Raw genomic sequence first — 22,449 nt, forward strand, 5'->3', positions numbered from 1 at the left:
CCGCCCTGCGGAGCGAACGACACCCCGACCAGTGGGAGGACACCCCGGATGCCCCCAGCCACCACCGGCACCACCGACACCAGCGACACTGCCGGCACCACCGACACCACCGACCCGGCGGACGCGACGGCCGCCACCGGCAGGGCGGGAACGGCAGGACCAGCGGGAACAGCAGGCCCGGCGGGAACGGCAGGCCCCGGTGCGGCCGACCGGCCGGCGGCCGGGAAGCCCGGTGCCGCACCCGGCCGGGCGGCTGCCCGGCTGCTGCGCTCCGCCCTCGCCGACAGCCGCCGCGCCGCCCTCCGGCTCGCCCTCTGGACGATGCTCTCCGCGGCGCCCGCCCTGGTCTCCGGCAAGGCGCTGGCCCTCGCCGTCGACCGCGGCTTCCTCGGCCACCGGCCAGGCCAGGCGGCACTGTGGCTGGCCGTCTTCGCGGCCGTCACCCTGCTCGGGGCCTGGGCGTCCCGGCAGACCTACCCGTGGCTCGCCGAGATCGTCGAACCGCTGCGCGACCGCCTGATGCGCGCCGTGGTGACGGGCACCCTGCACCGGACCGTCGCGGCCCGCGGCCGCCGGGACGGCTCCGCCGCCGTGGCCGTCGCCCAGCTCACCCGCCAGGTGGAGGCGGTCCGCGACGCCGCGGCCGGGCAGCTGCTGGTCGTCTCGCACTTCGCCCTCACGGCGGTGGCGGTCGTGGCCGGCACCGCCGCGCTCGCGCCCGCCGCGGTGCCGCTGGTCGCCGGGCCGCTGCTGGGCTCGCTGCTGGCGTTCGCCGCGCTGGCCCCGGCCACCGTCCGGCGGCAGCGGCGGGCGTTCCTCGCGGAGGAGGAGCTGGCGCGGCTCTGCGTCGACACCGTGCAGGCGCTGCGCGACCTCGTCGCGTGCGGGGCCCAGGGGCGGGCCGAGCACGAGCTCGTGGCGGCCGTGGCGGCGAACGCCGCGGCCGGGCGGGCGCTGGCCCGGGTGGCGGCGGTCCGCCGCCTGGTCGTGGCGGCGGGCGCCCACCTGCCGCTGCTGCTGGTGGTGCTGGCCGCTCCCGCACTGGTGCGCCGCGGCATGACCGCGGGCGAGGTGGTCGGCGTCCTCGCGTACGTCACCGGCACGCTGGAGCCCGCGCTGCGGCTCCTCGTGCAGGGCGTCGGCGCGTCCTGGCTGCGCATGGCGGTGGCCGCGGAGCGCCTCGCCGACGCGGCCCGCCTCCCGGAGGCGGAGGGCCTGGAGGCGGAGGAACGGGCGGAGGGCCTGGAGGCGGACGGCCCGGAGGCGCGACCGGCGGACGGCTCGGTCGTACTCGCCGGCGTCACGTTCGCGTACGGCGCGGCACCGGAGCCCGTCCTCGACGGGCTCGACCTCGCCCTGGCGGACGGGGAGCACCTCGCCGTGGTCGGGCCGTCGGGGATCGGCAAGTCGACGCTCGCCGACGTGCTGTGCGGCATCGTGCCGCCCGGGCGGGGCCGGGTGCTGCTGGGCGGGGTGCCGCCCGGTGCGGTCCCCGAGGCGGTGCTGGCCCGCAGCCGGGTGCTGCTGCCGCAGGACGCCTATGTGTTCGCCGGTCCGCTCGGCGAGAACCTGCGCTGGCTCGCCCCGGACGCGTCCGCGGGGGCCGTCGCCGCGGCGGTCTCCGCGCTCGGTGCGGACGCTCTGGTGGCGCGGGCCGGCGGCCTCGACGGACAGCTGGAACCCGCCGCCCTGTCGGCGGGCGAACGGCAGTTGGTCGCCCTCGTCCGGGCCTACCTCTCACCGGCCCGCCTCGTGGTGCTGGACGAGGCGACCCGCCACCTCGACGCGGCGGCGGAGCTGCGGGTCGAGCAGGCGTTCCGCGGGCGGCCCGGCACCGTCGTCACCGTCACCCACCGGCCGGGGCCGGCCCGCCGCGCCGACCGCGTCCTCCTCCTCGACGGCGCGGCTCCACACCTCGGCACGCACGCGCAGCTGCTCGCGACGGTGCCCGCCTACGCCGACCTCCACGGCGGCCCGGCCGGTGACAGCAGGCCGGATGGCGGCGACGGGCCGGACCACGACGGGCCGGATGGCGGCGACGGGCCGGGCGGGGTGTGGCGCCCGGTCGGCGCGGTCAACAGCCCGGACGGATCATCAGATCGCTGAGCGTGCCGTCCCGCGGCAGGTCGAGGGCGGTGGCCACCGCGGCGGCGACCGACTCCGGGCGGATGCAGGTCCGCGGGTCGTAGGGCAGCCCGAGCCGGTCGTGGAGCCTCGCCTGCATCGGCGTGTCGACCTCGCCCGGGTAGACGGTGGTGACCCGCACACCGTGCCGGTGCTCCTCCGCGCGCAGTGCCTCGGCCAGCGCTTTCAGGGCGAACTTCGACGCCGCGTACGCGACCAGGCCCGGCGGGGCGTGCAGGCCCGCACCGGAGTTGAGGAACACCACGTGCCCGCCCGCGGCCCGCAGCGCGGGCAGCAGCAGCCGGGTGAGTTCGGCGGGCGCCAGCACGTTGACGGCGAACGTCTCCTGCCACGGGCCTGCCGCCAGGTCGGAGACCGCGCCGGGCTCCATGACGCCGGCGACGTGCAGCAGCGAGTCGAGTCGGCCCGGGCGCTCCTGGCCCTGCAGGGCCGCCGCCAGACCGTCGGGCGCGGCGAGGTCCGCGACGAGCGTCCGGCTGCCGGGGTACTGCTCGCGCAGCTGTGCGGCCCGCACCGTATCCCTGGCCAGGAGCCAGAGTTCGTCACCGCGCTCCGCGAGCAGACCTGCCGTCGCCGCGCCGATGCCGGAGCCCGCGCCCGTGATGAGATGTGTGCCCATGTCATCGCGTGTACCCGCAGCGGTGGCGCACCAGAGCCGATTTCCGGCCGACGTGCACCAGGCCGTCCCGTACCCGGACCGTCCTGTACCGGACCGGCGTGCACCCGGTCCGCCGTGGGCCGCACCGGTGGGGCCGGGGGCGGAGTCCACAGGGTGCCGACAGCACGGAGCGCCCGGGACTACCCTGTCCGCATGACGAAACCCGATGGGCTGCTTGTCGACATCGCCGCCATGGTGGAATCCGGGGGAAGCAACCAGATGCCCCTCACCGTGGTCGTCCCAGGCGCCGTCATCACGGGCAGGCTCGCGCCGGAGTCCGTGTGGCGGCAGCGGGTGGCCGAGGTGCTCGAAGCCTCCGAACATCTCAAGCCGTTCGCCTCGCTCTTCGCAGCGGACGCCACCGGACCGAACGCCCGCACGGCACCGGGCGCCGGGCCCACCTACCTGCACCTGCACGTGGCGCGGATCCTGCAGGGCAGTTTCGGCCTGCCCCACACCGGCGGCATGTACCGCATCGCGATCGCCGACATCAGTAGCTGGACGGTGGGCGACCTCAGCTACTCCGACCAGTGACCGCCCCCGACCCCCGCTGACCGGCCTCGGCTGACCGACTCCCGATGAGCTGACCGACTCCCGCTGACCGGCCTCGGGCCCGCCGCTGCTTGCGGCGGGCCCGAGGCCCGATCCGGGCGACTACGCGGTGCGGGTGGGGCGACGGCCGCCACGGCTGCCGGCCGCGGCACCGCGGGCGGGACGGCTACGGCGGTCGCGGCCCGGAGCGGCACTGCGGCGCGGCCGCTCGACCACCGGGTCGGCGATCACGACCGGCACCCCGGTGGGCACCCGGGCACCGGTGATGCGGGTCAGCTCCGCGTCGCCCGGCTGCACCCGCGCGGTCGCGGGGGTGATGCCGGCCGTCGCCATCATGCGGCTCATCTCACGGCGCTGGTTGGGCAGGACGAGCGTGACCACGGTGCCCGTCTCCCCGGCCCGGGCGGTACGGCCGCCACGGTGCAGGTAGTCCTTGTGGTCGGCGGGCGGGTCCAGGTTGACGACCAGGTCGAGGCCGTCGACGTGGATGCCGCGGGCGGCGACGTTGGTGGCGACGAGCGCGGTCACCCGGCCGGTGCGGAACTGCTCCAGGGTGCGGGTGCGCTGCGGCTGCGACTTGCCGCCGTGCAGCGCCGCTGCCTTCACGCCGTTGGCCAGCAGGTCGCGGACCAGGCGGTCGGCGCCGTGCTTGGTGTCGGTGAACATGATCACGCCGCCCTCGCGGGAGGCGATGTGCGCGATCGTCGCGTCCTTCTCGTGGCTCTGCACGTGCAGCACGTGGTGCTCCATCGTGCTCACCGTGGCGGCGGACGGGTCGACGGAGTGCGTCACCGGGTCCTTCAGGAACCGGCGCACGAGCCGGTCGACGTTCCGGTCCAGCGTGGCCGAGAACAGCATCGTCTGGCCGCCCACGGCGACCTGCTCCAGCAGCTCGGTGACCTGCGGCAGGAAGCCCATGTCGGCCATCTGGTCGGCCTCGTCGAGCACCGTCACGGCGACCTCGCCGAGCCGGCAGTCACCGCGCTGGATCAGGTCCTTCAGCCGGCCGGGCGTGGCCACGACGACCTCGGCACCGCGCTTGAGCGCCTGCGCCTGGCGGCCGATCGACACACCGCCGACCACGGTGGCGAGCCGCAGCCGCACCGAGTGCGCGTACGGGGTCAGCGCCTCGGTCACCTGCTGGGCCAGCTCACGGGTGGGCACGAGCACCAGCGCCAGCGGCTCGCCGGGCTCGGCGCGGCGGCCCGCGGTGCGGGCCAGCAGGGCCAGGCCGAAGGCGAGCGTCTTGCCGGAGCCCGTGCGGCCGCGGCCGAGCACGTCACGGCCGGCCAGCGAGTTCGGCAGCGTGGCGGCCTGGATCGGGAAGGGCTCCGTGACCCCGTGCCGGGCCAGCGTGGTGAGCAGCGCGGCGGGCATGTCGAGCTCGTCGAACGCCTCGACGGCGGGCAGCCCGGGCGTGGTGTCCACGGGCATCGCGAACTCCTGGCGGCCGGCGGGCGCCTGACGGCCCCTCGACGGGGCCGGGCGGCGGCCGGAACCGCCGGAACCGAAGGAGCTCGCGCCGGAAGCGGGGCGCGAGCGGGTGTTCTGGTACGGCGAACGGCTGGAACGGTTCATGCGGAGACCTTCCTCGGGGCGGCACGTCGCAGGGAAGGCTCCGCGGGCCACGGCCGGACGGAGTTGCCAGAACGAACCGGGGGACGGGCGCCCGGCACGGACGGTGGAACCGTCCGGGGCACCCCCTTGCGGTGGGCAGCCGCCGGCGTACGGGCGCGGGCCCGCGGACCGTGTGCGACCTCGCACGGCCCCGCGCACCGCGGCCACCGGGAGTGCCCGGCGGTGCACGGTGCGCGAACACGCTGTGGGCCCCCGCACGGCGGGGGCCCACAGCGGACAGGACTAGAGCGGACGGATGTTCTCCGCCTGCAGGCCCTTCTGGCCCTGCACGACGTCGAACTCGACCTGCTGGCCCTCGAGCAGCTCACGGAAGCCGTTGGCGTTGATGTTCGAGAAGTGGGCGAAGACGTCAGCGCCGCCGTCCTGCTGCTCGATGAAGCCGAAGCCCTTTTCCGAGTTGAACCACTTCACAGTGCCGAAAGCCATAAAAGAAATCTCCTTCGAGGGGGCTATGCCGAGGTGCGCACCACGCGCACCACGCGTCGCCGAGATGATGGCCCACCCGGAAAGAGCCGGGAAAAAACAAGACACCCGCGAGTAATCAGCAGGCGCACACAGAGTTCATGGGAACCACAACTGCAACTGCATCGACTGTAGCAGGCAGCGGCCCCGCACCCTCACCGTCCGCGCCGGTCACACCCTGTGCCGACCGTCACGCGACCTGCCGGAACGGCCCCGTCACAGCCCGTGGCGGGCGGGCGCGGACCGGCTGCGGAGCGCGTCCGCAACGCCCCGTCCCTCGGTACCGGCGGCATCGCGGGGCCGGGTGGACACGGCGGCGGACACCGGATCGCAGGACCGCGGAACCCGATCGGATGACGGGCCAATCCACGCGGTGTGCTGCGTCGAATGCGGGGTGCAGTCGGGCGGGTGTTTCTCAGGCAGGCGCCGGACTGCGGGGCGGAACCGTCGGCACGCGGGTCGTGGCGGGCGGTTCCGCCTTCAGCTCTGTCGGGGACAGGGCTTCAGGTCGTACGGGCGGAGCGGGTGGAGCGGCTCGCTCGCGCCGTCAGCGGCGCGGGCGGGAACGGGAACGGGCGGGCGGGCGGGGCGTTCAGTCCTGGCCGATCGGTACGGCGATGTCGACCACCCGGTCGTCGGCGCCGAAGGTGCCGAGCGCCACGGCACGGCCGGTCAGGACGTCGACCCGGTAGAAGGACCGCTGTCCGTCGACGCCCAGCGCGGCGTAGCCGTGGTTGCTGCCGTGGCTCGCCGAGTAGTAGACGTCGAAGCCCGCGTCCGGTCCGGCGTCCACGCCCAGGCGGCCGGTGGGGGCGAGGGTGCCGGCGTTGGCGGGCGACTGCAGGGAGATGCGGTCGTTGGCGGTGTCGAGGGCGAAGAGGGTGGTGGCGGTGGCCGGGTCGAGGTCGTTGTTGGTGTAGGCCGCGCCGGTGACGCCGGTCGCCGTGGTGGGGGTGGTCGCGGGCGGGACGGCCGGGTTGCCGAGCACGCCGTCGACGGCGGTGGTGCCCGCGGCGGGCGCGCCGTTCGGGTCGTCGATGTTGTGGCGGAGGTTCTGCCCGGTGTCCGAGACGATCCGCAGCCGGTTCGCGGCGGGGTTGAAGTCGACGCCGAAGTACGTGCCCTGCAGGGCCACGGAGAGCTGCGAGACCTTGGTGGAGCAGCCGCTGGTGTCGTCGATCGTGTAGATGCCGCCCTGGTCGCCGACGCCGTAGAGCATGCCGTTCTGGACGCGGTAGTCGATGCCGATCAGGCGGGTGTCGCCCTGCAGTCCGTCGACGGCGCCGATCGTCCGGGCCTGGTCGGGGTGGACGACCGGGAAGGCCACGAGCCGCTGGTCGTCCGTCAGGCCGACGGAGCGCAGGTCGTCCCGGACCTTGCCGTCGGCCGGCCTGGCCGGGCGGTGCGCGGTGGATCCGGGGACGGCGGCGCCCGGCGCGGCCGCACCGTGGGCGGGCAGGGCGGCCACGGCGGTGGCGGCGAGTACGAGCGTGGTGGTGAGCAGTGTCCTGCGCAAGACGACTCCTGTCGGGGTCCGCGGCGCCCGGGTGGCGACCGCTGACCCAAGGAACACACACGCCGGCACCGGACGAACGTTCGCAACCCCGGGGCCTCACCCGCACGGCGCAGGAGTTGACGCGCCGTCGGCACGGACCGGCGGCCCACGCCGGGAACGGCCTCTACGGCGGACCTCCCCGGGCGCCTGTCGCGGACCTCCCCCGGGCGCCTGCGGCGGACCTGCCGGGGCTGGCCGCCCGGGGCGGCCCTTGCCGCCTTCGGGCGGAGCCAGTAGGTTCTCGCATCATCCGTTTCCCGTGGCCCTGTGGAGGCGCCCATGGCCGACGGTGCACCGGGCGGTCGCGACGGCTCGCCCGTCCTGGTCGGACGCGCCGAGGAACTCCACCGCCTGACCGAGGCGCTGAGGTCCGCCCCGGCCGTGGTCCTGATCGAGGGCGAAGCCGGCATCGGCAAGACCCGGCTCATCCGCGAGGCCCTGCGGCGCCCGCGGGACGGCGCCGTCCCGCAGCGCGGCGCCCGCGCCGGGGGGAGTCCCCCGGGCGGCCTCGGGGTGGTGCTCGCCGGGGCCTGCCCGCCGCTGCGCGAACCCTTCCCGTACGGGCCGTTCTTCGACGTGCTGCGCACGCTGGAGGGTGCGCTGCCGCTCGGCCTCAACCCCGTCTGCGGTGCGCTGCGGCCGTACCTCCCCGAGCTCGCCCACCGGCTGCCTCCCGCACCGGAGCCGCTCGCCGACCAGGCCGCGCACACGCACCGGGTGTTCCGCGCGGTCCGCGAACTCCTCGGCGCGCTCGGGCGGGTCACCCTCGTCGTGGAGGACCTGCACTGGGCCGACGACGGCACCCGCGACCTCGTACGCTTCCTCGTCGACGCGCCACCGCCCGGGCTGGTCACCGTACTCAGCCACCGCCGCGAGGAACTCCCCCGCGCCGGGATGCCGTTGGGCCGCGCCTACCGCCATCCGCCCGGTGTCGCCTCGGTGGTGATGCCGCTACGGCCGCTCGACGCCGAGGGCGTCCGCTCGCTCACCGCGGCGCTCACCGGCCGGCCCGTCGGCCCCGCGCTCGCCGCCCGGCTGCTGGACCGCACGGCGGGCATCCCGTTCGTCCTGGAGGAGACCGTCCGCGCGCTCCCGCGGGACGGCGACGGGCCCGGACCCGTCGGCCTCGACACGATGGCCGTGCCCACACTGCTGCAGGAGGCCATGGCCGACCGCATGGCCTCCCTCTCGCCGTCCGCGGTCGACGTCGTGCACGCCGCCGCCGTGCTGCGGGTCGCCGCCGACGACGACCTCCTCGCCCTCGTCTCCGGCCACCCGGGCGAGGCCGGGCTGGACGCACTGAGCGAGGCCCTGCACGCCGGAGTCCTCTACGACCACGGCGACGACCGCTACGGCTTCCGGCACGGCCTCGCCCAACAGGCCGTCCACGACCAGTTGCTGCGGCTCGACCGGCGCCGCCTGCACCGCCGGGCGATCGACGCCCTCGCCGCGCAGGAGAAGCCGCCCCTCGTCCAACTCTCCTACCACGCACAGCAGGCGGGCGACCTGCCGGCCTGGCGCGAGTACGGCGAGGCGGCGGCCGAGGCCGCCCGCGCGCTCGGCGACACCGCGCTCGCCGTCGAACTCCTCGAACGGCTCCTCGACGACGCGTCCCTGCCCGACGCCGACCGCGGACGGCTCGCCGTCCGGCTCAGCCGCCTCGCCATGATCGGGCTCACCCACCGCCGGTCGAGCCGTCTCCTGCGCCGCATCGTCGACGCGGGCGACCTCCCCGACGCCGTCCGCGGCGAGATCCGGCTCAACCTCGGCCTCCTCCTCAACAACCAGGCGGGCAACCACGAACAGGGCCGGGCCGACACGGCCGTCGCCGTCGAGGAACTGCACGAACGACCCGACCTCGCCGCCCGCGCCCTCGCGAGCCTGGCCATGCCCACCTGGGGCACCGACCCGCAGCCCGTGCACCAGGAGTGGATCCGCCGCGCCGAACGGCTCGCGCGGGCCCACGGCAGCGGCGCCCTGCGGCTCGCCGTGCGGGGCAACCACCTGGCACTGCGGCTCAGCGCCGGCGACCCGGCGGTACGGGCCGAGGCGGAGGCACTCCTCACCCGGCCCGCAGAGCCCGCCGAACGCCTCGAACTCGCCCGCATGTGCGCCAACCTCGCCGACCAGGCCGCCTGGCTCGGCCTCCAGGAGGACGCCGCACGCTACGCCGACGAGGGCCGCCGCCTCGCCGCCGCCAACCGGGCGCCGTTCCTCGCCGGCATCATCGAGGGCACCGCACTGCGGCTGGAGTGGAGCCACGGCCGGTGGCCCGGACTCGCCGAACGCGCCTGGCACACCGTCGACATCGCCGAGGGCCCCTCCGACATCCGCTCCGACGCCGGGCTCGTGCTGGGCCTCCTCGGCGCCGCCCGGGGCGAGTGGCAGGAAGCCGCCGACCACTTGGAGGCCGCCGCCCTGGCCGACCCCGACAACGCGCCGACCCCCCTGCTGGCCGCGGCGTCCGGCGCGATGGTCCGTATCCTGCTCGCCCGCGGCGACGTCCCGGCAGCCTGCGCCGAGGCCGAACGCACCGTCGCCCGGATCCGCCGCAAGGCGCTCTGGGCCTGGGCCGCCGACCTCGTCCCCGCCGCGCTGACCGCGCTCATCAGGGCCGGTCGCACCGCCGACGCGACCGCGCTCGCCGACGAGTTCGCCGCCGGAGTCGACGGCCGCGCCCTCCCCCTGGGCCTGGCCGCCGTGCCCGTCTGCAACGGGCTGCTCGCCCGCGCCGCGGGCCGGGACACCGACGCGGCCGAATGGTTCACCCTCGCCGAGGCACGCTACGCCCGGCTGCCCAAGCCGTATCCGGCCGCACGCTGCGCCGAGGCGGCCGTCCGGAGCCGCAGGGCGGCCGCCCCCGAACCCGGTGGCCCCGGCGCGGGCGTGCCCGCCGCCGATGACCTCGACCGACTGCGGTCCCTCATCGAGGAGTTCGACGCGCTCGGGGCGGTGCACGACGCGGCCCGGTGCCGCCGTACGCTGCGCGCCGTCGGCGTGCCCACCCCCTCGCGCCGCGGACGGCGCGGGTACAGCGGCCTGCTCTCGCCGCGCGAACAGGAGGTCGCCCGGCTGGTCGCCACCGGCGCGACGAACCGCGAGATCGCCGAGACCCTGTTCCTCTCGCCCCGCACCGTCGAACAGCATGTCGCCAAGGTGCTGCGGAAGTTGGACGTGGCCGGCCGCGGCGGGGTCGCCGCAGCGCTTGCCGTGGTGCCACTGCCGGACGAGGTGCCCGCGGGGCACGCCTGATCTCCGGCCGCGCCCGACCCCACGCCGCGCCCGACCCGACGCCGCGTCCCACCCGACGCCGCGCCCGGCCTCCCGCCGCGGGCCCACGCTACGCGGCGGACGCCGGCCCCCACCAGGCCCGGCGGTACGTATCCACCCGGCCGCCGGGCCGTACGCACGAATGCGTACGCCTACCCATGCCCCTACGGATTGTTCCGGCACTGCACGGGCACCGAGGCTGATCGGCGTCACCGCGGCGGCCCCCGATTCCGCCGCCGCGCAGCACCGGTGACGTCCCGAACAGAACAGCACGGTCCCTCGACGGGCCCGCGCACCCCCACGCCCCAGGAGCACGAGCATGCGAACGCCCCCCGCACCGACCCCCACACCACTGCGCGCGATAGGCACCGCCGCGCTGGCGGCCCTGCTCACCCTCACCGGTGCGGCCGCCGCGACGGCCGCCCCCGCCCCGACACCGGCCCTCGGCGAGATCCGGGGCGTGCAGGACGCCGATGCGGTGCCCGGCCGCTACGTCGTCGCGATGGACGGAACGCCCTCCCCGGCGGCCGCCGCCTCCGACGTCCGCAGTCGCGCCGCCGAGCTGGTCGCCGCGCACGGCGGCGCCGTCGGCCAGGTCTACTCCAGCGCGCTCCGCGGATTCGTCCTCTCCGCCACGGAGGCGCAGGCCCGCCGCATCGCCGCGGCGCCCGGCATCCGGTACGTGCAGGCCGACAAGACCGTGCACCTGACGGGCAGTCAGGCCAATCCGCCGTCCTGGGGGCTGGACCGCATCGACGGTGCGAAGGACAGCACGTACACCTACCCCAACGACGGCTCCGGCGTGACGATCTACGTCGTCGACACCGGCGTCTACCTCCAACACCCCAGCTTCGAGGGCCGGGCGACCTCGGGCTACGACTTCATCGACAACGACTCCGACGCGAGCGACTGCCAGGGCCACGGCACCCACACCGCCGGCACCACGGGCAGCAAGGAGTACGGCGTCGCCAAGAAGGCGAAGATCGTCAGCGTCCGGGTCCTCAACTGTTCCGGCACCGGTACGAGTTCGCAGATCGCCGCCGGCATGGACTGGGTCGCACGCAACCACTCCGGCCCCGCCGTCGCCAACCTCAGCCTCGCCGGCAGCGCCGACACCGTGATGGACGACGCGGTGACCGGCGCCATCAACGCCGGTGTGACCGTGGCGATCGCGGCCGGCAACGACAGCAAGGACGCCTGCTCCACCAGCCCCGCCCGGGTCGCCGCCGCCATCACCCTCGGCTCGACCGACAGCAACGACGCGCGCTCCAGCTTCTCCAACTACGGCAGCTGCCTCGACCTCTTCGCCCCCGGCGGCAGCATCGTGTCGACCAAGAACGGCGGCGGATCCGCCACCATGAGCGGCACCTCGATGGCGACGCCGCACGCCGCGGGCGCCGCCGCGCTGTACCTCTCGGCGCACCCCGGCGCCACCCCCAAGCAGGTCCGTGACGCCCTGGTCGCCGCGGCGGCCTCCGGCGTGGTCACCGGTGCGGGCAGCGGCTCGCCGAACAAGCTGCTGATCGTCAACGGCCTGGGCGGCACCACGCCGCAGCCCGGCAACCCGGTGGCCGACTTCACCGCCACGTGCGCGAACTCCGGGCTCGGCTGCGCCTTCGACGCCTCCGCCTCCACCGACGCGGACGGCTCGATCGCCTCCTACGCCTGGGACTTCGGCGACGGCACCACCGGCACCGCGGTCAAGCCCTCGCACACCTACGCCGCGGCGGGCACGTTCACCGTCAAGCTGACCGTCACCGACAACAGCGGCCTCACCGGCAGTACGTCCAAGCAGGTCACGGCCGGCAGCACGCCCCCGCCCACCGGCAACGCCCCGAAGGCCTCCCTGGTGGCGTCCTGCTGGTACCAGGACTGCACCTTCGACGCCACCGGCAGCACCGACCCCGACGGTGACATCGCCTCCTACAGCTGGAAGTTCGGCGACTCCACCGGTGCGACCGGGGCCACCGTCTCCCACCGCTACCCGGCCGGGCAGGGCACGTACACCGCCCAGCTGACCGTCACCGACCGGACCGGCCTCACCGGCACGACCACCCGCAGCATCGCCTGCTACCCCATGGGCGCGAGCGCCCTCTGCTTCGCCGGCTGACAGACGGCGGATCGGACGACGCGCCGGGCGGCGGGCCGGACGACGGACGACGGGAGCGGGCCCGGTCACCACGACCGGGCCCGCCCTCGTATGTCCGGACGACCGCTCCGGGCCGCGTCGGGCCGCCCCGGGCCGCGTCGGCGGCTGTGTCAGTGCGCCCGGGTGAGCCTGCCGGGCTTGAAGCCGTCCTGGGAGCAGGTGACGCTGCCGTCGGGGTTCAGCTTCAGGGCCACCTCGACCCCCACCAGGCCGTTGCACCCGTTGCTGCTCGCGGGCCACGACTCCGAGACCACCAGGGTGTCGGGCGTCGCGGAGATCAGGATCCCGGTGCCGCCGCCGCAGGTGATGCTCATGCTGGGAAAGGCCGTCGTGGCGCGGCTGACCGTCTCGCCGATCCGGCCCTGGAACAGCTGGACGCGGTAGGTGAGGGTGTTGCCGGAGCCCTTGCCGCGGCTGGGCACCACCGTCCCCTCCCAGGTGCCCAGGAACACCGCGGGGACGGCACCTTCGGCGATCGGCTGAGCCGTGGGGGAGGGTGACGGGGACGGTGACGGGGACGGTGACGGCGAGGCGGACGGGGACGCGGACCGGGACGCCTCAGGCGCCGCGCCCGGTGTCCCGCCGCCGGCCGGGGAGCCGGACAGCCACAGGGTCAGCCCGGCCGTCGCGAGGACGGCCGCCATCCCGGCCGCGACCGGCACCAGCCGGCGGCGGGCGGCGGGGCCCGGTGCGGCGACCACGTCCGCGGTCGCCGCGGCGGCGGCACCGGTGCCGCCGGTGCCGCCCGGGTGAGCCGTGTCGGCCACTGCGGCCGCCGGTGCCGGATCGCCCACGGCCCGTACCGTCCCGGGCGCCGTGGGGGTGCGGCCGTCCGCGCCGTCGTCCCGTGCGGACGGCATCGCGCCGCCGCCGTCCCCGGCCGGCCCCTGATCGCCGTCGGCACCGCCCGGGCCGTGCGGGCCGCCCGGTTCCGCACCGTCCGGTTCCGCACCCTCCAGGTCGAGGCTCAGGAGGTCGACGGCGAGCCGGGCGACGGACTCGGAGACCGCCGCCGGCAGCCAGCCGCTCCGGCCGAGCCGCACGGTGCCGCCCTCGCCCGCGCGGAGGCGCTCCCGCAGGGCGGCCGGGGTCGGCCGGTCACCCGGCGCCTTCGCGAGGCAGTCGAGGATCAGTGCGCGCAGCTCGCCGTCGAGCTCGCCGAGCTCCGGCGGTTCGTGCAGCACGCGGTAGAGCAGGACGGCCGCGCTGACCCCCTCGCCGAACGGTGCGATCCCGGTGGCGGCGTACGCGAGGACGGCGCCGAGGGCGAAGACGTCGCCGGGCGGTCCGGCCGGGCGGCCCTGCGCCTGCTCGGGCGACATGAAGCCGGGCGAGCCCACGACGAAGCCGGACTGCGTGAGCGCCGTCGCCGCGTCGAGGGCCCGGGCTATGCCGAAGTCGATCAGCCGGGGGCCGTCGAGGGCGAGCAGCACGTTCGACGGCTTGATGTCGCGGTGCACCAGGCCCATGCCGTGCACGTGCTCCAGCGTCTCGGCCAGTCCCGCGCCGAGCGCCCGGACGACCGGGGCGGGCAACGGCCCGAACTCCCGGACGGCGGAGGAGAGCGGCGGCCCGGCGACGTACCCGGTCGCGACCCACGGGTGGTCGCCCTCGGTGTCGGCGGCCAGCACGGGTGCCGTCCACCGGCCGCCGACCCGCCGGGCCGCCGACACCTCCTGCCGGAAGCGGAGCCTGAACTCGCGGTCGGCCGCGTACTCGCCGCGCACCATCTTCACGGCGACCGTCCGGCCGCCCGGGTTGCGGCCGAGGTAGACCTCTCCCATGCCGCCCGCGCCCAGCCTCCGGAGCAGCAGGTACTCCCCCACCTGCCGCGGGTCGCCCGCTCTCAACGACTCCATTGCCCCACCACTCCCCCACCGTGCCGGCGCCACCGTTCGGGCCGACCGTACCGGGTGCCGGGCCGCGCTGACGATCCGTCCGGCCGCCGGACCCGCCGGGAGCGGCGCGCGGACCTGCGGAGCCGGCGGTGGGCACGGCAGTGCGGGTGGGGTGACCGGGCCGGGACCGGGGCGGCCCCGGGTCAGCCCAGCCAGGCGGAGCTCTCGGTGTCTTCCGGGCTTCGCGCGGGCACCGGGCGCAGCTCCTCGGCCGCGGGCGGCCTGCGGAGCTCGTCCAGGGCCTTCTCGGCGGCGGCGATCACCCGGGCGACGGCGTCGAACGCGCCGTCCCGGTCGCCGCGCCGCCAGCAGTCGAGCGCCGTCGCGGAGAGGTCCGGCAGGGCGGCCAGCCCTGCGGGGGCGTCATCGGGCAGTACGTCGTCGAAGCGTTCGTCCATTCGACCACCCTGACCCGCGACGCCCCCGCTGCACCAGTCGACGGGCCGTGTCCGCCCGTGATACGGCCGAACGGGGCACCGCAGCACCCGTCCGCCCCGGCCCGTACGGCCGCGGCTCAGCTCCGGGGCGTCAGCACCGGGCTGTTGTGGTAGGCGGCGATCAGCCAGCGGCCGTCCCGCCTCTCGAAGACCCAGGTGGCGTTCACCTTGCGCGGCTCCGGCACCTCGGTCTCGCCGGCGAACAGGATGCCGGATTCGCTGACGACGATCGCGCCGTCCTCGCCGATGAAGCGGATGCCGAGCTGCCTGTTGCGGGTCGAGCTGCCCTTCAGCGGCCCTTCGAAGTTCAGGGCCATGCTCCGGCGGATCGCGTCACGGCCGTCGCGGAGCGAGCCGGTCATGATGGCGGTCGCGTCCGCGGTGTAGTCGGCGACCATGGCGTCGGCGTCGCCGGCGTCCCACGCCTTGTAGGACTCGACCAGCACGGCCTTGATCGCGGCCTCGTCTTCCGCACGCCTGTCCGACATCGGGTTCTCCCTTGTGAACGGTCCGCCCGGGGTGTTCCGGCGGACTCGTCGATACATACCGGCGGGCGGGCCGGAACTCATCGCGCCCGCGGTCGGGAAACGGCGCGGCCTACCGGACGGGCCCGTGCCATGCCGGCCGGGGCGTCCCCGTGCGGGCCGTACGTGCCTCGGCGAACCGCCGCGAACTGTCAGACACGCCCCAGGACCGCCCCGAACACGGCGCCCGCCACGAGCGTGCCGAGGGCGGTGCCCGTGACGACCTGCGAGAGCGTGTGTTCGCGGACGGTGACGCGGGCCCAGCCGACCGCCGCGACGAGCGCGAAGCCGGCGCACCAGCGCAGGTCGTAGGCCTGCGCGAGCATGGCGACGCTGCCGGCGGCGACGGCCGCGTGCACGCTGATCTTGTACGCGGCGAGGACGGTGACGGGCCAGATCGCGGTGATGGTGGCCCACATCGCGGCGGTCATCGCGAGCAGCGGCCGCGGGGCGCCGGTGGCGGCCAGCAGGGCGAGCCCGACGGCGACCGACGTGCTGATGACGGGCAGCACGGTGATCCGCTGGCGGCGCTCGGTCAGGTGGCGTCCGGCCCAGCCGGCCTCGCCCGCGACGCGGACGATGTACGTCATCGGCAGCACGGCGGCGAACACGATCGCGACGACCGCCCAGCCGAGGCCCTTCCAGCCGTGGAGTCCGCAACCGATCACCAGGCTGACGCCGACGATGGTGTTCTTCGGGTCGACCCAGTCGGAGAGCCGCCGGGCGATCCGGTGGGCGGTGCGGTGGGCGGTGCGGTGGGCGGTGCGGTGCGCGGCGTCGCTCGGTGCCGGCGTGGTGGTGGTCATCTGCGGGCCTCGGTCGGGTGGCGTACGACCGTCGTCGCCGGCGGGGCGCCGGGGGTACGTGGTCGCTCACGGGTCGGCCGCCGTCCACCGGGTGCGGGTCCGTCGCTCCGCGGGTGGACGGCCTTCGGCCGGGGCGGGATGCCCGGCGGTCAGCGTAGCGGGTCGTGATCTTGCGGCGGGCGTCCGGTCCCGGTGGCCGTGGTGCCCGCACGGCCCGGGGCACGGGTCGGCGGATGCCGCGGGCGGGGAATGCGAACGGCGGCGGAGCGTGGTGCTGCTCCGCCGCCGTGGGCGCACGCTCGGCACCCGGCCGCAGCCGGGTGCCGGACCGTCACGCGGAGGCCGTGCCCGCCTTCGCCGCCTGCTCGGCGGCCGCCAGCTTCACGCAGGTCGCGACGCCCCGCATCGCCGTCCGCACCTCGTCGACCGTCGGGAAGGACGGGGCGAGACGGATGTGGCTGTCCCGCGGGTCGTGCCCGCCGGGGAAGGCGGCGCCGGCCGGGGTGAGCGCGATGCCGGCCTCCTTGGCGAGTCGCACGACCTCGGAGGCGCAGCCCTCGGGGACGTCCAGGCTGACGAAGTAGCCGCCCCGGGGGGCCGTCCAGGTCGCGATGCCCAGCGGGCCGAGTTCGCTCTCCAGGGCCTCGTAGACGGCGGCGAAGCGCGGGGCGAGCAGGGTGCGGTGACGCTCCATGTGGGCGAGCACCGCGTCGGTGTCGGGGAGGAACCGGGCGTGACGGAGCTGGTTGACCTTGTCCGGGCCGATGGTCTGGGCGGCGGCGAGCTTGGCGTACCAGGCCATGTTGGCGGCCGAGGAGCCGAGGAACGCGACGCCCGCGCCGGCCAGGGTGATCTTGGAGGTGGAGCCGAACACGAACACGCGGTCCGGGTGGCCGGCGTCGGCGCAGGCCGCGAGGACGGGCAGGATCTCGGACTTCTCGTCGGCGAGGTGGTGCACCGCGTACGCGTTGTCCCACAGCACGCGGAAGTCGGGGGCCGCGGTGGTCATCGCGGCGAGGCGGCGGACCGTCTCGTCGCTGTACGTCTCACCGGTGGGGTTGCTGTACTTGGGCACGCACCAGATGCCCTTGATCCGCGGGTCGGCGGCGACGAGCTCCTCGACGACGTCCATGTCGGGGCCCTCGCCGGTGAGCGGCACGGGGATCATGGTGATGCCGAACCGGTCGCACAGGGTGAAGTGCCGGTCGTAGCCGGGCACGGGACACAGGAAGCGGACCTCCTCCTCCTGGGCCCAGGGCCGCTCGGCGCCCGGGAGGGCGGTCAGCATGGCGTGCGCGATCACGTCGTACATGACGTTGAGGCTCGCGTTGCCGCAGGCGAACAGCTGGTCGGCGGGCACCTGGAGCAGTTCGGCGAAGGCGCTCCGCACCTCGGGCAGGCCCTGCAGGCCGCCGTAGTTGCGGACGTCGGTGCCGTCCGCCGCGCGGACGTCGCCGGGCTGCAGGATGGTGAGGAGGTCGTCGGAGAGGTCGAGCTGCTCGGACGAGGGCTTTCCGCGCGTGAGGTCGAGGCGCAGGCCGAGGGCGAGGAGCTTCTCGTACTCGGCGCGTGCGTCCGCGAGATCCACGGGGTGCTGTCCGACTGCCTGTGACGACGACGACACGACGGGTACTCCTCCGATGAGATGCGGCGCCCATGCGCGGCGCCACGGCACCTGCCAACCTACCAGCGCCGCCGCATCCGTCCGCGGGCCGCCGGTACCCGGGACACGGCGGCGCGCGGCCGGGCCGGGCGGCGCCGGGGTCAACTCCGTTCCGGGCCTTTCGGGTTCGCCCTTCCAGCAGGTCGGCGCGCGGCTGCCGCCCCGCGGGTGCGGCGGTGGAGTGCCGTTGACGGACAGCCCGGGCGCGCCGTGGACGGTCCTCCCCCGAGCACCACCTCACCGCCGGTCGACGCCGCCTCGGGGCACAACTCCCCCGGGCTGCGGCCGCCCTGGCCGCCCTGGCCGCGCTGGCCGTCACCGGAGGCATCCCCCGCGGCACCGCGCCTGCGCCGGTCACCGCCGGGCTCCGAGTGACTCATCCTTCCTCTTTTCTCCCCATCAGTCCCCATCATGGGGAAGGATGACGTACGATACGGATCGATGGATACCACTGATCGCGAGCTGTACTCGGTCGGCGAGGTCGCCGAGCTGCTCGGACTGCACGTACGGACCGTCCGGAGCTACGTCCGCGACGGGCGGCTGAAGGCCGCCCGGATCGGCAAGCAGTACCGGATCACCCGGGCGGACTTCGAGGCCCTGACGGGCCGTCCCGCCGCACCGCCCGCGGCGCCGCCGGCCCCGGCCTCCGCCCGGGGGCACGTGGAGGTGTCGAGCATCGTGCAGATCGACGGCATCGACGCCGGGGCGGCGGCCCGGCTGAGCACCCTGCTCACGGCGGGGGCGCAGTCCCGGCAGGCCACACCCGACCCGTTGCGCATCCAGACGATCCACGACAGGGAGCGTGCACGCATGAAGATCGTGGTCCTCGGGCCCGCCTCCGCCACCGCCGACCTCCTCCTCCTGCTCGACGGCGTCCTCGGAGCGGACAACGGCATGACCGGCCCCGCCGGACGGGAGCCGGCACATGGCTGACCGGGTGGACGAACTCCACGGCGTGCCGGTGCTGGTCTGCGACGCCGACGGCGCGCCGATCGCCACCGAACAGGACGCCCTCGACCACCTGGTGGGCGTCGCCTTCGGGCGGGCCGAGGTCGTGGCGGTGCCGACGGGCAGGCTCGACGGGCGCTTCTTCGACCTCAGCAGCGGCCTCGCCGGGCAGGTCGTGCAGAAGTTCGCCACCTACCGGCTGCACCTGGTGGTCGTGGGCGACATCTCCCGTGAGCTCGCGGCGAGTTCGGCCCTGCCGGACCTCGTCCGCGAGTCGAACCGCGGACGGCACGTCTGGTTCGTCGCCGACCTCGACGAGCTCGCCGCCCGGTTCGCGTAGCGCCACCGGCACGGCGGAGGCCCGCTCCCGGCGGCGCGTCGGGGGTGACGCTCCGCGGAGGCGGGCCGTTGTACGGACCGGCGTGTCAGCAGGAGAAGTTGATGAGCCGGAAGGTCACGTAGTGGTCCGAGGTGTAGTAGTCCTCGTGGTAGACCTTGCCGGTGACGATGCGGCGGGCACCCCTGGTCGAGGAGCCCGGGGTGACGACGGTGTACTCGTGGTAGTAGCCGGTGGACTGGGCGGGCAGCACGCCCTCCCGGTTCTGGAAGACGGCGCCGTCCTGCGAGTAGGGGTAGGGGCCGCCCTTGGCGATCAGGGCGAGGGTGGTGTCCGCCTGGTCCGGCAGGACGGAGAGACACACGGTGCCACTGACGGTGGCGTGGGCCTCGGTGCCGTTGACCACGGCGGGGGCCAGGGTCAGCAGGGCGACGGCGGCGACGGTGGCGGCGCGGGTCTTCCACGCGCGTAGAGTGTTGGCCATGCCCAGCAGTGTGACGGCCTGCGGGGCGATTCCGAAAGTGACATGACAAGACTTCATCTGTCGGTAACTGACATGGAACGCACCCGACTTGCGCCGTCCGCCGACCACCCGCGCGCCGCCCGGCCCCGCCCCGGCCCGCCCCGGCCCGCCCCGGGCCGGGCGCACGGCCCGGCCCGGGGCGGCAGGCGGACGCGGTCTCAGCCGACCGTCACCGGGTGCCTGACGACGGCTCCGAAGAGGTACCCCTCCCGGTTGAACACCGCCGTGTCCGGCTGCGTGTGGCCCGCCCGGTCGGTGGCCCGCGCCAGCAGCTCGTACGGGCCCGGCGCGGCCGGCCGCCAGTCGAGGCTCCACCGGGTCCAGCCGTGACGTCGCGGCACGTCGCGCAGCCGGGCGCGCCGCCAGACCTGGCCGCCGTCCGTGCTCACCTCCACCTCCCGGACGGGCGCCGTGCCCGACCACGACCTGCCCTCCAGACGGTGGACACGGTCCGGTGCGAGGACGGCACCACGGCCCAGCTCGAACGCGCTCTTCACCACCTGCGTGGTGAGCGGCGCACTGCCGCCCTCCGGGTGGTCCGGGCCGAACAGCCGGTAGAAGTCGGTGTTCCACGGCGAGTACAGCGGCTGGTCCGACACCTCGATCTCGCCCAGCCACTTGATCGACGCGATACCCACCCAGCCGGGCACCACCAGCCGGGCCGGCGCACCGTGGTCGGCGGGCAGCGGCGCACCGTTCATCGCGTACGCCACCAGCACGTCGTCCACGGCCTTGCCGATCGGCAGCGGCCTGCGCACCCGCCCGAGACTCACGCCGTCGGCCCCGCGGTACTCCGCGTCGAGCCCGGACGGCATCACGTCGACGGCCCCGTGGGTGAGGCCGGCCCGGCGCAGCAGGTCGCCGAGCCGTACCCCGCGCCACTCGGCCGATCCGACGCCGCCGAGGGTCCACGGCGTGCCCGGCACGGCCTGGCCCTGCTGGGAGGCGTAGAAGCTGCGGCCGTTGCCCGCGCACTCGACCAGGGCGCTCAGCCGGTGCGAGGGCAGCCGGTGCAGGTCGGCGAGCGAGAACTCCGCGCCGCCGCCGCGGAGCCCGCTGCCGTGCACCCGGAGCCGCCAACTCGCCTGTTCTATCAGCGGGGTGGCGGTGTGGTTGCGGACGAAGAACCGCTCGTTCGGCGTGTGGAGTCCGGTGCCGGGCACGGCGTCCCACCGCATCTCGGCGTTCGTTCCGCGCGGCACGAACCACTCGGCCGGCAGCGGCTTCACGATCCCTGGCACCGGCCCGGGGGCCGCCGGGGCGGTCCCCCCTGCGGCTGCGGCGGTGGCCGCGACGGCGCGGGTCGGCGGCAGCAGGGCGGGTGCGGCCACCACGCCGGCGGCGGCCAGCATGCGCAGCAGTGTGCGGCGGTCCACGCCGTCGGCGCGGGCCTCGCCCGCGAGCCACTGGCGGCGGCGCAGGCGGTCGTAGGTGAGCTCGTTCATGGTGCACCATCCGTTCGGCAGGAGGGTGCGCACGCCGGGACCGGGCAGAGCGGATGCGGCCGTGACCGCCCGCGGCCGGGCGGACGGGCGCACCGGCAGGGTCAACGGCAGTACGGGCGACACGGACAGGTGGCACCGGCGCAGGGGCGACGGGTGCGGCCGTGCTGCGATGCGGACGGCGCCAGGAGTCCGGTCATGCCCGGCATCCTAGTGTTCCGACCGCACGGGTTCGGCGGGTTCGGCAGGTTCCGCGGTGCAGGGCCCCGGGGGACCGGGGCCGGGGGCCGCGGACGGCCTACGGCGTCGTGCTCTCCCGGACGACGAGCCGGTGGCCGGCGTGCCGCACCTGGGCGGGTGACGTGTCGCCGCCGATCCGGCGGAGCAGCGCGTCGACCGCGAGGCCCGCCAGCTCGTGCTTGTCCGGCGCGATGCTGGTCAGCGAGGGCACCGAGTACTGCGCCTCCTCGACGTCGTCGAAGCCCGCGACGGCGATCCGTCCCGGCACCGCCACACCCCGGTCGGCGGCCGTGCGGAGCGCCCCGGCGGCCAGCAGGTCGTTGAAGCAGAACACCGCGTCCGGGGGCTCCGGCAGATCGAGCAGCGCCCGCATGGCGTGGGCGCCGTCCGCCCGGTGGTAGGCGGTGACGTACGGGGCGAGCGCCGGGTCGAAGGGCACCCCGGCCGCGTACAGCGCCTCCTGGTAGCCGCGCATCCGCTGGTGGGCGGTGGCCGCGGCGATGCCCCGCTGGTTGCCGACCGCGGCCACACGCCGTCGGCCGAGCGCCAGGAGGTGGGCCGTCACCTCGCGGGCGGCCGCCACGTTGTCGATGAGCACGTGGTCGGCGGCGAGGTCGTACTCGCGCTCGCCGAGCAGGACGAGCGGCACGCGGCGGCTGCGGCCGAGGAGCGCGGCCTGGTCGAGGTTGAGCGGGCTCAGCAGCACGCCGTCGATGAGCGGCTCGCCCAGCCCGGAGGCGATGCGCAGCTCCTCGGCCGGGTCGCCGCCGGTCTCGTCGATCAGCACGGTGCAGCCGCGCGCCTTGGCCGCGGCGATCACGGCCGCGGACAGCTCGGCGAAGTAGGGGGCGCTCAGCTCGGGCAGGGCGAGGGCGACGATGCCGCTGCGGCCGGTGCGCAGGTGCCGGGCGGAGGCGTTCGGGCGGTAGCCGAGCTCCGAGACGGAGCGCATGACCCGCTCGCGGGTCGACGGGGCGACGGCCACCTCGCCGCGGACGACGTTGGAGACCGTCTTGATCGAGACACCCGCGTGCTCCGCCACGTCTTTCAGGCGCACCGTGTCCATCGCCGTCTCCACTCCGTCCCGCCGGGGGGATCAACCTACCTCCCTCCCGTTGCAGGTCGGCGCCGGGTCCCATGCCCGCCGCACCGCCGCCCGCCCCGGCCTGCGGGGGCGGGCCGGGGCGGGCGGGGGTCGACGG

The 22,449-nt window shown here is 75.6% G+C and carries 18 protein-coding genes; 6 read left to right on the top strand and 12 right to left on the bottom strand.

Annotated elements, in window-relative coordinates; all coding sequences use genetic code 11:
• Positions 1-48 precede the first annotated feature (48 nt).
• Positions 49-2,106 carry an ATP-binding cassette domain-containing protein gene (locus OG335_RS01020; RefSeq protein WP_405009020.1) on the top strand — a complete coding sequence of 686 codons (2,058 nt, stop codon included), beginning with the start codon at positions 49-51 and terminating at the stop codon, positions 2,104-2,106.
• On the opposite strand, the gene OG335_RS01025 is transcribed toward OG335_RS01020, so the two are convergent.
• On the bottom strand, positions 2,075-2,764 hold the full coding sequence (locus tag OG335_RS01025) for an SDR family oxidoreductase (protein WP_405009021.1): 690 nt from the start codon (positions 2,762-2,764) through the stop codon (positions 2,075-2,077). The genes OG335_RS01020 and OG335_RS01025 overlap by 32 nt on opposite strands.
• Positions 2,765-2,956: 192 nt before the next feature.
• On the opposite strand from OG335_RS01025, the gene OG335_RS01030 reads away from it, so the two are divergent.
• A complete protein-coding gene (locus OG335_RS01030; RefSeq protein ID WP_405009022.1) occupies positions 2,957-3,337 on the top strand; it encodes a hypothetical protein in 381 nt (126 codons plus the stop codon).
• Between the two features lie 120 nt (positions 3,338-3,457).
• Here OG335_RS01030 and OG335_RS01035 read toward each other — a convergent pair whose 3' ends face one another.
• The 3 genes from OG335_RS01035 to OG335_RS01045 all read right to left on the bottom strand — a co-directional run bounded on the left by OG335_RS01035 (position 3,458) and on the right by OG335_RS01045 (position 6,971).
• A complete protein-coding gene (locus tag OG335_RS01035; RefSeq protein ID WP_405009023.1) occupies positions 3,458-4,933 on the bottom strand; it encodes a DEAD/DEAH box helicase in 1,476 nt (491 codons plus the stop codon).
• 282 nt (positions 4,934-5,215) lie between these two features.
• Positions 5,216-5,419, bottom strand: coding sequence for a cold-shock protein (locus OG335_RS01040; protein ID WP_405009024.1), 204 nt, complete (start codon positions 5,417-5,419; stop codon positions 5,216-5,218).
• Positions 5,420-6,047: 628 nt separating this feature from the next.
• Positions 6,048-6,971: a DUF4394 domain-containing protein gene (locus tag OG335_RS01045; RefSeq protein ID WP_405009025.1), complete on the bottom strand. Its 924-nt coding sequence runs from the start codon at positions 6,969-6,971 to the stop codon at positions 6,048-6,050.
• A gap of 318 nt (positions 6,972-7,289) precedes the next feature.
• Here OG335_RS01045 and OG335_RS01050 point away from each other — a divergent pair, with 318 nt between their 5' ends.
• Both OG335_RS01050 and OG335_RS01055 read left to right on the top strand, forming a co-directional pair.
• On the top strand, positions 7,290-10,262 hold the full coding sequence (locus OG335_RS01050) for an AAA family ATPase (protein ID WP_405009026.1): 2,973 nt from the start codon (positions 7,290-7,292) through the stop codon (positions 10,260-10,262).
• Positions 10,263-10,599: 337 nt separating this feature from the next.
• Positions 10,600-12,390: a S8 family serine peptidase gene (locus OG335_RS01055; protein ID WP_405009027.1), complete on the top strand. Its 1,791-nt coding sequence runs from the start codon at positions 10,600-10,602 to the stop codon at positions 12,388-12,390.
• A gap of 149 nt (positions 12,391-12,539) precedes the next feature.
• Here OG335_RS01055 and OG335_RS01060 read toward each other — a convergent pair whose 3' ends face one another.
• The 5 genes from OG335_RS01060 to OG335_RS01080 form a co-directional block, all read right to left on the bottom strand.
• Positions 12,540-14,288 (bottom strand): serine/threonine-protein kinase, encoded by a 1,749-nt coding sequence (locus tag OG335_RS01060; protein WP_405009028.1) that lies wholly within the window; start codon positions 14,286-14,288, stop codon positions 12,540-12,542.
• Between the two features lie 182 nt (positions 14,289-14,470).
• Complete coding sequence (locus OG335_RS01065; protein WP_405009029.1) at positions 14,471-14,725, bottom strand: hypothetical protein; 255 nt, start codon at positions 14,723-14,725, stop codon at positions 14,471-14,473.
• 116 nt (positions 14,726-14,841) lie between these two features.
• Complete coding sequence (locus OG335_RS01070) at positions 14,842-15,252, bottom strand: SgcJ/EcaC family oxidoreductase (protein WP_405009030.1); 411 nt, start codon at positions 15,250-15,252, stop codon at positions 14,842-14,844.
• A 188-nt stretch (positions 15,253-15,440) separates the two neighbouring features.
• On the bottom strand, positions 15,441-16,094 hold the full coding sequence (locus tag OG335_RS01075) for a hypothetical protein (RefSeq protein WP_405009031.1): 654 nt from the start codon (positions 16,092-16,094) through the stop codon (positions 15,441-15,443).
• A 331-nt stretch (positions 16,095-16,425) separates the two neighbouring features.
• Positions 16,426-17,682 carry an aminotransferase class I/II-fold pyridoxal phosphate-dependent enzyme gene (locus OG335_RS01080; RefSeq protein ID WP_405009032.1) on the bottom strand — a complete coding sequence of 419 codons (1,257 nt, stop codon included), beginning with the start codon at positions 17,680-17,682 and terminating at the stop codon, positions 16,426-16,428.
• A 516-nt stretch (positions 17,683-18,198) separates the two neighbouring features.
• On the opposite strand from OG335_RS01080, the gene OG335_RS01085 reads away from it, so the two are divergent.
• Together OG335_RS01085 and OG335_RS01090 are read left to right on the top strand one after the other, a co-directional pair.
• Entirely contained in the window at positions 18,199-18,690 is a 492-nt protein-coding gene (locus OG335_RS01085) for a helix-turn-helix domain-containing protein (RefSeq protein ID WP_405009033.1), read from the top strand.
• The gene (locus OG335_RS01090) at positions 18,683-19,045 is read left to right on the top strand and encodes a DUF4180 domain-containing protein (RefSeq protein WP_405009034.1); all 363 of its coding nucleotides are present in this window, start codon (positions 18,683-18,685) and stop codon (positions 19,043-19,045) included. The genes OG335_RS01085 and OG335_RS01090 overlap by 8 nt, the downstream gene beginning before the upstream one ends.
• Before the next feature lie 85 nt (positions 19,046-19,130).
• Here the strand turns inward: OG335_RS01090 and OG335_RS01095 are convergent, their stop codons facing one another.
• The 3 genes from OG335_RS01095 to OG335_RS01105 all read right to left on the bottom strand — a co-directional run bounded on the left by OG335_RS01095 (position 19,131) and on the right by OG335_RS01105 (position 22,313).
• A complete protein-coding gene (locus tag OG335_RS01095) occupies positions 19,131-19,526 on the bottom strand; it encodes a ribonuclease (protein ID WP_405009035.1) in 396 nt (131 codons plus the stop codon).
• Positions 19,527-19,723: 197 nt separating this feature from the next.
• A complete protein-coding gene (locus OG335_RS01100; RefSeq protein ID WP_405009036.1) occupies positions 19,724-21,010 on the bottom strand; it encodes a sulfite oxidase in 1,287 nt (428 codons plus the stop codon).
• Positions 21,011-21,305: 295 nt separating this feature from the next.
• Positions 21,306-22,313 (bottom strand): LacI family DNA-binding transcriptional regulator, encoded by a 1,008-nt coding sequence (locus OG335_RS01105; RefSeq protein ID WP_405009037.1) that lies wholly within the window; start codon positions 22,311-22,313, stop codon positions 21,306-21,308.
• Positions 22,314-22,449 lie beyond the last annotated feature (136 nt).

The sequence above is a fragment of the Kitasatospora sp. NBC_01539 genome, assembly GCF_045040525.1.
GTDB lineage: Bacteria > Actinomycetota > Actinomycetes > Streptomycetales > Streptomycetaceae > Kitasatospora.

Excerpts from the sequence above, each read along its gene's own strand:
- OG335_RS01105 (WP_405009037.1), bottom strand. The coding sequence starts at position 22,313 with ATGGACACGGTGCGCCTGAAAGACGTGGCGGAGCACGCGGGTGTCTCG.
- OG335_RS01065 (WP_405009029.1), bottom strand. The coding sequence starts at position 14,725 with ATGGACGAACGCTTCGACGACGTACTGCCCGATGACGCCCCCGCAGGG.
- OG335_RS01040 (WP_405009024.1), bottom strand. The coding sequence starts at position 5,419 with ATGGCTTTCGGCACTGTGAAGTGGTTCAACTCGGAAAAGGGCTTCGGC.
- OG335_RS01055 (WP_405009027.1), top strand. The coding sequence starts at position 10,600 with ATGCGAACGCCCCCCGCACCGACCCCCACACCACTGCGCGCGATAGGC.
- OG335_RS01025 (WP_405009021.1), bottom strand. The coding sequence starts at position 2,764 with ATGGGCACACATCTCATCACGGGCGCGGGCTCCGGCATCGGCGCGGCG.
- OG335_RS01085 (WP_405009033.1), top strand. The coding sequence starts at position 18,199 with ATGGATACCACTGATCGCGAGCTGTACTCGGTCGGCGAGGTCGCCGAG.
- OG335_RS01095 (WP_405009035.1), bottom strand. The coding sequence starts at position 19,526 with ATGGCCAACACTCTACGCGCGTGGAAGACCCGCGCCGCCACCGTCGCC.
- OG335_RS01090 (WP_405009034.1), top strand. The coding sequence starts at position 18,683 with ATGGCTGACCGGGTGGACGAACTCCACGGCGTGCCGGTGCTGGTCTGC.
- OG335_RS01100 (WP_405009036.1), bottom strand. The coding sequence starts at position 21,010 with ATGAACGAGCTCACCTACGACCGCCTGCGCCGCCGCCAGTGGCTCGCG.
- OG335_RS01060 (WP_405009028.1), bottom strand. The coding sequence starts at position 14,288 with ATGGAGTCGTTGAGAGCGGGCGACCCGCGGCAGGTGGGGGAGTACCTG.
- OG335_RS01070 (WP_405009030.1), bottom strand. The coding sequence starts at position 15,252 with ATGTCGGACAGGCGTGCGGAAGACGAGGCCGCGATCAAGGCCGTGCTG.
- OG335_RS01050 (WP_405009026.1), top strand. The coding sequence starts at position 7,290 with ATGGCCGACGGTGCACCGGGCGGTCGCGACGGCTCGCCCGTCCTGGTC.
- OG335_RS01035 (WP_405009023.1), bottom strand. The coding sequence starts at position 4,933 with ATGAACCGTTCCAGCCGTTCGCCGTACCAGAACACCCGCTCGCGCCCC.
- OG335_RS01020 (WP_405009020.1), top strand. The coding sequence starts at position 49 with ATGCCCCCAGCCACCACCGGCACCACCGACACCAGCGACACTGCCGGC.
- OG335_RS01030 (WP_405009022.1), top strand. The coding sequence starts at position 2,957 with ATGACGAAACCCGATGGGCTGCTTGTCGACATCGCCGCCATGGTGGAA.
- OG335_RS01075 (WP_405009031.1), bottom strand. The coding sequence starts at position 16,094 with ATGACCACCACCACGCCGGCACCGAGCGACGCCGCGCACCGCACCGCC.